We start from the raw sequence: 2,593 nt of genomic DNA, 5'->3' as shown, positions 1-2,593 counted from the left end.
CAGCCAAATCCTGGTCTCTGGTCGACTTCAGGCTGCGCGTTTCAGGCACTCGCAACCTATTTTTCGACAATTGATGGCTCCCGTTAGCGCCGATGGCGATTTGCGGGGTATATTCGCCTGCAAAGTCACTGATTCAGGATACTGTCAGTCATGTTGTTGCTGTGTTTAATGGCGCCAAATCTATTAGTGAGAAAATTGAAGATGTTTTAGCGGCCGCGCCGCCAATTGAATTTTATGAGCTAATCGTTGTTACTGACGGTTGCACCGATGATACAGCCATGGTTGTGGCTGCTGATACGCGAGTGAGACTGATAGAGTTGCCCCATCGTGTAGGAAAAGAGGCAGCACTTATCATAGGGATTAAAGAAGCTGCTGGCGAGATCATTATATTTTCTGACCTTGGCACAAAAATAAAACCAGGGTCAGTTTCCAAACTCCTGACTAACTTCTCGCAAGCAGAGGTTGGTGTTGTGGGTTCAGTTGATTGTGTTGAGGGAGACAGGTATTCCTTGGGCGCATTTTTCATCCGATTCGAAATGATGTTGCGAAGATACGAGAGTAAGCTTTCTTCGTGCGTAGGAGTCAGTGGCTCTTATTTCGCGGCTAGAAAACACTTATGCAAGAAATTGAAAGGGCGCGGCTGTTCTGACCTTGAGATTGCGATGATTGCAGTCAGAAATGGGTATCGAGTATTGACCGATGACAGTGTTAAAGGGCATTACTCTTTGGGAAGGACGTTCGTTGATGAATTTGAACGGAAGCAACGAACCATTGTGCATGGTATGTCTACCATATCTTCAAGCCTGGACCTGCTCGTTATGTCCAGGCATGGCTGGTTTTCGTGGCAGTTATTTAGCCATAAACTCCTTCGCTGGTTCACTGCACTTTGTGTGGTTTGGCTCACGATATACGTTGGCGTTGAAGTAGTTATTACTGCTTCTTATTCTGTGGCTACCGCTGCGTTGGCGTTAGGTTTATTCGTACTGACGAGGAAGACAACCAAGTTGGGTAGTATAGGATTTTTTACTGCTTCTCTGACAGCCGTCCTTGGCGCCGTTTTCGCTTTTTGTAAAGGTAAACAGTATCGGATTTGGAAGCCCTCAAACAAATGAACTCAACACGATTGAATTCAGAAGAGTTTCTCAGCCAGGAATACACACAGTTGGCTTGCTTTGGTTTTGTTCACCTCAAAAACGTGTTGAGCATGGCTGCTTTAAGTGAGGTTCGGTACGCTCTAGATTGTGCATTTTCTGACGCTAGTTCTGGCCGAACCAATTCGCTTCTCGAGCATGGAGGAGCCAGTGATCACCCCGGTGCGATACAGGAAATGAACCACCTACTTAAGATCCTACCGACGTTGAAGCGGTCGCCATTACTTGCCGAGTGTAATGATCTCGTAGACCGGATTCTTAGTCGGCCCACAATGCCATCTTTCGATCATGCAATCTACAAGCAGCCTAGGAGTGGATCTGTACATTGGCATCAGGATCAGGCGTACAAAGATAAAGTAAAAAAGATGCAAAGCGTGCATGTTTGGATCCCGCTTCAGGATACTGTCCCTTCAATGGGATGTATGCAATACGTCCCTAGTTCCCATCGACTTGGTAATTTAAGGCATCAGCGGTCAGCTAACGGACATACTCTTTATGCAAAATTAGACGGCCGAGCCTGTGAGGGTGCTGTGCAGGTCACAGCTAATCTGGGCGATGTAATCCTCCACCTTCCACAGACCCTTCATAGTAGCTTGCCCAACAACTCTGATGAGATAAGAAAAGCGTGGATAGTCCACTTCAGTCCATATGGTTATTGGGAACCGTTACTACCTCAGAACCTCTTTTGGTGCGTGCAAAAGAAGATAAGGTTGCTTTCTCTAGCTCTAGCACGGCGACTTGTTGATCGAGAATCCGATAATTAGGAGTCGTCCGATTTCTTTGTTGGGCACGATCCGGTCAATACAGACTCGACCTATTATCTATCGGGCTGTGGTTTTGTCGAGTTGAAGATCGACTAGGCAGAATTGCCGGATTGGTTGGGGTGGGCGCGCTTTTTTCGGTGGTTAACGGTAGTGGTTGAGGCCTCGTTGGTACTTAAGCTGATATCAGCGATTTAGTGGTAGTTAAACCATAAATTGTCCGCTTTTTTTAACCATAAATTGTCCGCGGGTACGGCAGATTTTCAAGCTATTGATTATTTGAGCTTTTGAAGTGTCCTTTGCTGGGAGGAAGCACAGACCTCAATGCCGATTTCAGCTCCAACAGGTACTTGTATGCATAAAGCATCCAGCCATTTCTGGCGAGAGTATTTACCGGTCCAGATAACTTGGGGTGTGTCCGTTAACTCTCCTGGTAGGCCTTATCGACCAATAAACGTGCTTTTTCCCAGTCTTCAAAGGTTCGAACATTTACCTCCAGGTTGCCAGTACCCCAATGGCCGATATTCGTGACATCACGGCTGTGCGTATTCCGGCGAACGTGACCGGTCATTCCGGGGATCGTGACCGGTTTGCACACGGCCATCACGCTGGAGTCAGTTTTGTACTCTGAGCGGTCACGATGGGTCAACCGATTCCGTGTTTTGTGCCTTGGCTTTTCTT

General features: G+C 47.1%; 2 protein-coding genes and 1 pseudogene. 2 read left to right on the top strand and 1 reads right to left on the bottom strand.

The genetic code is table 11. From position 1 onward, the window contains the following. Positions 1–92 precede the first annotated feature (92 nt). Positions 93–1,112 (top strand): glycosyltransferase, encoded by a 1,020-nt coding sequence (locus ABJM11_RS19380; RefSeq protein ID WP_348296068.1) that lies wholly within the window; start codon positions 93–95, stop codon positions 1,110–1,112. Further along, entirely contained in the window at positions 1,109–1,915 is an 807-nt protein-coding gene (locus ABJM11_RS22565) for a phytanoyl-CoA dioxygenase family protein (protein WP_407070022.1), read from the top strand. Before ABJM11_RS19380 ends, ABJM11_RS22565 begins: the two co-directional genes overlap by 4 nt. A 418-nt stretch (positions 1,916–2,333) precedes the next feature. On the opposite strand, the pseudogene ABJM11_RS19375 reads toward ABJM11_RS22565, so the two are convergent. After that, positions 2,334–2,593, bottom strand: a pseudogene (locus tag ABJM11_RS19375) (hypothetical protein); the annotation flags it as partial.

Origin of the sequence: Marinobacter sp. (assembly GCF_039977835.1) — a bacterium.
GTDB lineage: Bacteria > Pseudomonadota > Gammaproteobacteria > Pseudomonadales > Oleiphilaceae > Marinobacter.
The sequence above is the reverse complement of the archived record's forward strand: the minus strand, read 5'-3'. Positions and strand labels throughout refer to the sequence as shown.

Coding starts and splice junctions, on each gene's coding strand:
- ABJM11_RS19380 (WP_348296068.1), top strand. CDS start 93: ATGGCGATTTGCGGGGTATATTCGCCTGCAAAGTCACTGATTCAGGAT.
- ABJM11_RS22565 (WP_407070022.1), top strand. CDS start 1,109: ATGAACTCAACACGATTGAATTCAGAAGAGTTTCTCAGCCAGGAATAC.